The organism is Methylobacterium symbioticum (assembly GCF_902141845.1).
Taxonomy (GTDB): Bacteria; Pseudomonadota; Alphaproteobacteria; order Rhizobiales; family Beijerinckiaceae; genus Methylobacterium; species Methylobacterium symbioticum.
Window position 1 is genome coordinate 1 of record NZ_CABFPH010000176.1, and the last position, 7,065, is coordinate 7,065.

General features: G+C 71.2%; 9 protein-coding genes. 1 reads left to right on the forward strand and 8 read right to left on the reverse strand.

Annotated elements, in window-relative coordinates; all coding sequences use genetic code 11:
* Positions 1–106 precede the first annotated feature (106 nt).
* Positions 107–916: a heparinase II/III domain-containing protein gene (locus tag MET9862_RS27945; protein WP_185157038.1), complete on the forward strand. Its 810-nt coding sequence runs from the start codon at positions 107–109 to the stop codon at positions 914–916.
* Here MET9862_RS27945 and MET9862_RS27950 read toward each other — a convergent pair whose 3' ends face one another.
* From MET9862_RS27950 to flgD, 8 genes are all read right to left on the reverse strand, one after another.
* Positions 917–1,363, reverse strand: coding sequence for a hypothetical protein (locus tag MET9862_RS27950; protein ID WP_142586167.1), 447 nt, complete (start codon positions 1,361–1,363; stop codon positions 917–919).
* Between the two features lie 129 nt (positions 1,364–1,492).
* Entirely contained in the window at positions 1,493–1,831 is a 339-nt protein-coding gene (locus tag MET9862_RS27955) for a flagellar protein FlgN (RefSeq protein ID WP_142586168.1), read from the reverse strand.
* Between the two features lie 3 nt (positions 1,832–1,834).
* Positions 1,835–2,326, reverse strand: coding sequence for a rod-binding protein (locus MET9862_RS27960; protein WP_142586169.1), 492 nt, complete (start codon positions 2,324–2,326; stop codon positions 1,835–1,837).
* Positions 2,327–2,427: 101 nt separating this feature from the next.
* Positions 2,428–2,835 carry a hypothetical protein gene (locus MET9862_RS27965; RefSeq protein WP_244612943.1) on the reverse strand — a complete coding sequence of 136 codons (408 nt, stop codon included), beginning with the start codon at positions 2,833–2,835 and terminating at the stop codon, positions 2,428–2,430.
* A gap of 3 nt (positions 2,836–2,838) precedes the next feature.
* A complete protein-coding gene (gene fliR, locus MET9862_RS27970; protein WP_142586170.1) occupies positions 2,839–3,591 on the reverse strand; it encodes a flagellar biosynthesis protein FliR in 753 nt (250 codons plus the stop codon).
* A 256-nt stretch (positions 3,592–3,847) separates the two neighbouring features.
* Positions 3,848–5,929, reverse strand: coding sequence for a flagellar biosynthesis protein FlhA (gene flhA, locus MET9862_RS27975; RefSeq protein WP_142586171.1), 2,082 nt, complete (start codon positions 5,927–5,929; stop codon positions 3,848–3,850).
* A gap of 113 nt (positions 5,930–6,042) precedes the next feature.
* Complete coding sequence (locus tag MET9862_RS27980) at positions 6,043–6,309, reverse strand: flagellar biosynthetic protein FliQ (protein ID WP_142586172.1); 267 nt, start codon at positions 6,307–6,309, stop codon at positions 6,043–6,045.
* A gap of 231 nt (positions 6,310–6,540) precedes the next feature.
* The gene (gene flgD / locus MET9862_RS27985; RefSeq protein WP_142586173.1) at positions 6,541–6,966 is read right to left on the reverse strand and encodes a flagellar hook assembly protein FlgD; all 426 of its coding nucleotides are present in this window, start codon (positions 6,964–6,966) and stop codon (positions 6,541–6,543) included.
* Positions 6,967–7,065 lie beyond the last annotated feature (99 nt).

Consider the following 7,065-nt stretch of genomic DNA (forward strand, 5'->3'; position numbering starts at 1 on the left):
AAGCGGACCAGCACGGAAGGGTGACCGCGACGCACCGGCAGATCGCGGCCGACCTCGGCACCGTGCGCGAGGTCGTCAGCCGGCATCTCGCCGGCTGGGCGCGCTGGTGGCCGGGCGCGAGGCCGAAGGCGCAGGGCTGCCCGCCCCGCCCCTCGACACGCTCTCGGCCCGGGCCGACCCGGTCGGGCGGGGACCCGCGCATTTCGCCTGCACCTTCGCCGAGCAGGCCCCGCAGGGCCATCTCGACTGCACCTCCTTCGTCTATGCCGCCGACGGGATCCGCTGGATCGTGGAGGCCGGCGGCTCGGAGGGGGCGGAGACGGGCGCGGCGCGCGCCTATCTGCTCTCCGCCCGCGCCCACAACGTCGCGGTGCCGGACGGGCGCGAGCCGGTGGCGGGCCCCGCGCGCTACCGCGGGTCGCTGCGCCTCGACGGCGCGACGGCGCACGCCATCGAGACCGGCGTGCACGGCCCCGATTACCGCCATGTCCGGGTCTTCCTGCTCGACGACGCCCTCGACGGGCTCTGCGTGCTCGACCGTTTCGCGCGGCCGGGCCAGGGGCTCGGCTTCGAGGGGCTGATCCACCTCGCGCCCGAGGCCATCGTGGCGCTCTCCGGCCCCCGCCGGGCCCTCGCCCAGCAGGGCGCCCGCCGCATCGGCCTCGTGCCGGTGGCGCTCGCCGGGCGGAATGCGGGGCTGGAGATCGTCTGCGGGCGCGAGGACCGGCCGGGGGCGCTGCAGGGCTTCGTGGCGACGCGCTCCGGCCTGCAGCCGGGCAGCGTCCTGCGCTACGCCCTCGCCGGCGAGGGGGCCGTCTGCGGCGGGATTCTGGTGACGACGGACGTCGCGGTCGAGGAGCGCTTCGCCGCGCTGCTCGCCCGGGAGGAGCTGGCGCGGTTCATCGCGGAGGGCTGATCAGGACCGCACCTCGCGCTTGGCGACGAAGTTCAACTCGTCCACCAGCACGTCCTTGACCACGTCGGCGCCCAGGCGCTCGTTGACCTTGGCGCGGATCTCGGCGAGGCGCTTGTTGATGTCGTATTTCGCGAGCTTGCGGAAATCGATCGTCGGGTCGGCGTAGATCTGGCGGAAGGCCTCGTCGACCACGAAGGCGTTCGGTGGCACCGGCAGGGTGTGCATCAGCTTCGCATCCGCGGTGAAGACCAGAACCGCGATGACGTAGCCCTGCACCTTGCCCTCGGCGATCATCGGGATGTTGATCGGCGCGAGCTTCTGGTACTGCAGGCCCTCGAGATAGGCCTCGGTCTTCTTGGCGAACAGCCCTCCGCCCCAGGTCACCGCGCCGTAGCAGGACAGGATGGTGACGGCGCAGATCCACAGGCCGGTGATCAGCACCTTCATGGACATCTATCCTGTTGCGAAAGTCCGCGGCGCGGACATTTCGCGATCCGACACATGCGGGTCGGCGCGCCGTCGCGCTTGCGCCGGGCCGCCGGCCCGGCGGATCGAGCCTGCGCCCACATCCCCGCCTCAGCCATGGGCCGGTGCGATCCGCGCGGTGTAGGTGCCGTCGGAGTCCAGGCGCAGCGCCGCGGCGGCCAGGGTCTCGCCGACCTCCTCGACCGCGCGCAGATGCATCGCCACCACCTCCTGGTTGCGCACGAGCTTGTCGCGCAGGCGCGCGAGGTGGATCGCGGTGGCGGCGTCGACCTGCTCGGGGTCGAGACCCCGGGTCAGGCGGGTCAGTTCGAGCAGGCTCTGGCTCTTGGCGCGGTTGAGCTCCGCATGGTCGAGGGGCGCGTGGGCGACGAGCGCCTCGGTCTCGGCCTCGACGGTGGCTTCCAGGCGCTTGAGGGCAGCGAGCAGCATGGCTCAGACCTTCGGTGTCGTCTGCGGGACGGCCGGGGCGGCGCCGGCCGCCTCCGGCGCGGCGGGCCGGGCGGCCGGGTGGGCGTTGCTCAGCATCCGGGCGATGCCGATGCCGCCGGATTTGGCGATCTGCGCGCCGATCTGCTCGGCCAGCATCGACTTCCAGATGCCGCCGGCATTGCCCTTGCCGAACACGGTCTCGGACTTCTCCGGCATCATCGCCTCGACGAATTGCTGGAGCACCAGCCCCTCGAAGCGCTTGTAGGGATCGCTGACCCCGCCGCCGGCGGCGACCGCCGTCTGGTTCTGCAGACTGGTGAGGCTGCCGCGCGCGTCGAGGGGCATGTGCAGGGCGAGGCCCGCGGCGCGCACCGCGTCGGTGAAGGCCGCCGGGTCGCCGGGCGCCGAGAGCTTGGCCGCGGCCTCCTGGTAGCGGCCGGGATCGGCGGCCTTGGCCACGTCCATCACGATGTCGGAGGGCGGGGTGATGCTCATGGCTCGGGTCTTCTGGCGCGGGTCGTCCGGCGCGGGCCTTCAGGGGCGGAGCCCGCGACGCGGCATGGGACTCCGGCTCCGTCCCGACTAGCCCGCCTGGCTTACGGGAGGCTTGCGTCGGGCGCGCGCGGCCGTGCGATCCCGTCCAGCCGGTCGAGGATCGCGCGGCGCTCGGCCTCGCGCTGATGGGCCTCCTCCAGCCGCTCCTGCATCGCCTCGGCGCGCTTGCCCGCGAGTCCGCGCTCGCGCAGGGTCTCGGCCTGGCGCGCGGCCTGCGCCTCCAGCTCCGTCGCCTCGGCGGCGAGGGTCCGCAGGCGCCGGTTGGCGGCCTCGAGAAGCAGGTGGCCGAAGCCGCCCCCGCCAAGCGAGCCGAGGAGCGCGGCCCGGTCGGCCTCGAGGACGGCGGCGCGCTCGCGGGTCGCGGCGAGGTCGATCTCGGCCGCGCGGCGCATCTGCTCCTGCACCCGCACCAGCCGCTCCATCCGCTCCAGACGCCTGTCGCCCGCCACCGCTCAGCCCTTCCGCAGCCAGGCGGCGTAGCCCATCAGGTACTGCATCATCATCTCGCCCCCGAGGGAGTAGAGCATCAGGAGGCCGCCGAACATCACGAAGGGCGTGGCGACGAAGTAGACGGGAACGGTCGGGGTCAGCTTGTTCACGAAGCCCGCCGCGAGGTTGACGACCACCGCGTAGATCACGAAGGGCGCGGTGATGCGCAGGCCCAGCGCGAAGGCGTCGCCGACCTGATCGGTGATGCGGATCAGGCTCGCCTGCGCGCCGATCCCTTCTCCGGGCGGGATGCGCCCGTAGGAATCGACGAGGCCGCGGAACAGCTCCCAGTGCAGGTCCGCGGCGAACAGGAGCGCGGTGGCGGTGAGCAGGATCAGCGCCTCCACCGCCGGGACCGGGTCCTGGCCCTCGACCGGCGTGCCCGGCATGCTGCCGAAGCCGACCATGACCGAGGCCGCGTTCATCACGGTCTCCAGCACCACGAGGAAGACCCGGCCGAGGAAGCCGATCAGCAGCCCGGTCACGCTCTCGGTGAGGATGAAGGCGAGCGTCTGGCCCGGGCTCTGGCCGGCGATGCGCCCCTGGAACAGCGGCAGCAGCAGGGGGGCGAGCGCCAGCGACACGGCGCCCGCGACGAGCAGCCGGACCTGCTGCGGCACGCGGGGGCTGGAGAAGCCCGGCACCACGAGCAGGCAGCCGCCGACCCGGCAGAAGATCAGGAACACGCCGAGGATGGAATCGGAGGCCTCGGTCATGGGTTCCCTCTCCCGCGGCGGGGAATGGGAACGCGCTTCGCGGATCCGCGTGTGAACCGCGACAGGCCCCCTCTCCCGTTCGGGAGAGGGCGGGGGTGAGGGTGGAGAATTCTCCGAAGAGGGTGCGACGGTGAAGCGGCTCCGGCTCCGCTCCGTCCGTAAGGTTCTCGACCCTCACCCCAACCCTCTCCCGAACGGGAGAGGGGGCACGTCGCGCCGCCCGCGCCTGCTCGGACGATTCGCCTGCCGCCCGCCCTCACGAGATCGCGCCCAGCGCCTTGATCTCGACGCCGCGGGCGATCTCCAGGTGCGAGAGCACGGGCAGGGTCGGGAACAGGCGCTCGATGATCATGCGCACGTAGGGCCGCGCGTCCGGCGCCGTGACGAGGGCGAAGCTGTGGACCTGTTTCTGGCGCTCGCGGATGGCGGCGGCGGCCTCGGTGCCGAACTGCTCCACGAGGCGCGGGTCGATGTCGAACTCCACCACCTCGCCCTTGGCATCGCGCTTCAGGCTCTGGTGGAAGGACAGGTCCCAGTTGGGCCCGAGCCGGAGCACGTTGAGCACGCCGTTCTCGGCGAGATCCCCGCAGATCTGCTGGGCGACGCGCATGCGGACATGCTCGGCGATCTGCTCGGCGCGGCGGGCATGGGGGGTGATCTCGGCCACCGCCTCCAGGATCAGGTGCAGATTGCGGATCGAGACGCGCTCGGCCAGCAGCAGCTTCAGCACCGCCTGCAGGCCCGAATGCGAGATCTGCGACGGGCAGATCTCGTCGAGGAGGCGTTTGTATTCCGGGTCGAGCCGGTCGAGCAGCGCGCGCATGTCCTTGTAGGACAGGAACTGCGGCAGGTTGTTGCGGATCACCTCGGAGAGATGGGTGAGCAGCACCGAGGTCGCGTCGATCGGCTCGAAGCCCGCGCGCTTCACCTCCGGCCCGTAGGAATCCATCACCCAGAGCGCCCGCATGCCGAAGGCGGGCTCGCGCACCTCCTCGGCCGGCACGTCGGGCTTCGGCCCGTCGCCGATCACCAGGAGCATCTCGCCGGGGCGCAGCTCCTGCGTCGCCACCACCGTGCCGTGGATCAGGATCTGGTAGGTCTTCGGCGGCAGCGCCACGCTGTCGGTGAGCTTGATGTCGGGGACGACGAATCCGTACTGGCGGGCGAACTTCTTGCGCATCTTGGCGACGCGGTGGGTCAACTCCGCGTGGCTCGCCTGGATCTGCGCCGCGGCCTGGCGGCCGAGGATCAGCTCGATCTCCGGGGTCTTGAGCGATTCCTTGACCGATTCCCGCGCGGCCTCCGCCTTGGCCTCAGTCTCCGCCTTCGCCTGGGCGTCGGCCAGCGCCTTCTTGGCGGCGACGCGCTGCGGGATCACGTAGGCGATGGAGCCCATCAGGGCGCTCAGGCCGAGGAAGGGCAGGAAGGGCAGGCCCGGCACCAGCGCGAAGACGAACATCAGCGCGGCGGCCACGGCGAGCGCGCGCGGATAGGCGCCGAGCTGGCCGAGCACCGCCTCCTCGGCCGTGCCGCGAGTGCCGCCCTTCGAGACGAGGAGGCCGGCGGCGAGCGAGACGATCAGCGCCGGGATCTGCGAGACGAGGCCGTCGCCGACGGACAGCTTCACGAACACGTCCGCCGCCTGGGACAGCGGCATGCCGTGGCGCGTGGTGCCGATGATCACGCCGCCGAACACGTTGACGGCGATGACGATGAGCGAGGCCACCGCCTCGCCGCGCACGAATTTGGAGGCACCGTCCATCGAGCCGAAGAAGGCCGATTCCTCCTCCAGCTCCCGGCGGCGGCGCTGCGCCTCCTTGTCGTCGATCAAGCCGGCATTGAGATCGGCGTCGATCGCCATCTGCTTGCCGGGGATGGCGTCGAGGGTGAAGCGGGCGCCCACCTCCGCGATGCGGGTCGCGCCCTTGGTGATGACCAGGAAGTTGACCGTGATCAGGATCACGAAGACCACGATCCCGATCACGAAGTCGCCGCTCATCACGAACTGCGAGAAGCCCTGGATGACGTGCCCGGCGGCATCGACGCCCTTCTGGCCGTTGGCCAGGATCAGCCGCGTCGTGGCGATGCCGAGCGCGAGCCGCAGCAGCGTCGCGATGAGCAGCACCGTGGGGAAGGCGGAGAATTCGAGGGGCTTCTGGATCCAGAGCGCCACCATCAGGATCAGCACCGACAGCGCGATCGAGAAGGCGAGCCCGACGTCGATGAGGAGGGCCGGGACGGGCAGGAACAGCACCGCCAGGATCGCGACGATGCCCGCCGCGAAGCCGAAATCCCGCCGCGACTTCTGCTCAACGACCAGCGCGCCGCCCGCTGCCATCGGGACCCCCTCAGCTCTCGACGCAGGGTCGCCCGCGTCTCATGCGGAGGGTTCTGGCGTCTCAAGCTTGCGCGGGGGTTGGGCCGGAGCGGCGGACGAAGGCGCCGGGGACCTCAGAACCCGGTGGCGATGCGCCCGTAGGCGAGTTCCGCGAAGCTGTTGATCTGCGCGCCGACGAAGGTGCCGGTGACGAGGAGGACGATCAGGATCACCACGATCTTCGGCACGAAGGTGAGGGTCACCTCCTGGATCTGGGTGAGCGCCTGCAGCAGCGCCACCGCGATGCCGACGAGCATCGCCGCGCCGACGGCGGGGCCGGCGGCGACGAGCACCGTCCAGATCGCGGCGCGCACGAGTTCGAGGGCGTCGACCTCGTTCATCGGGGTTCTCCGTTCGGGCCCGGTCTACCAGTCCGCGCCGCGCGGCGGAACGGCTCCACGTCTTGGTCTCGACGCGCTCTCCGTCACCGAGCGGCATCCATGTCGGCGGAGAGCGCTCTAGAGCCGGATCCGATCAGGTTGCTTCAACCTGATCGGTGAATCCGTCTCTAACCCATTGATAGAGAACGCGTGATCCGATTGGATTGCGGGGCAATCCGATCGGCGCGTGCTCTAGGAGACCGAGATGCCGGATTGCAGCAGCAGGCTGCTGCCGTCCTTGAGCGTGGCGACCGCGCCGTCGGCCGTCACCTTCACCGAGGTCACCACGCCGGAGACCGAGCCGTCCGCGGCGGTCACGGTGCGGCCGACGAGGGCCTCGGCCTGGTCGAGGAAGCTGGAGGACAGGAGCGAGTCGAGCTTCTTGTTGGTCTGCGTCGCCTGCTCGACCTGGGACAGGGTCGCGAGCTGGCCGACATACTCGGTCGAGTCCATCGGCTTGGTCGGGTCTTGGTTCTTCAGCTGCTCCATGAACAGGGTCAGGAAGGTCTCGGCGTTGAGCTTGGCCGCGACCGAGCTGGCGGCCTTGGCGGCCGTCGTCGCGGTCGCCGTCGCGCTGGTGGTGGTTCCGCTCGTGGCGGTGGTGCTGGTGACGGTCATGGGGTCAGGCTCCCGGGATCAGGCTTCCGGCTCGAGGACGGGCTCCGGCCGGCTGCCGCCGCGCGCGGCGGCGGGGATCGGCGCCCGCGGCGGGGCGGA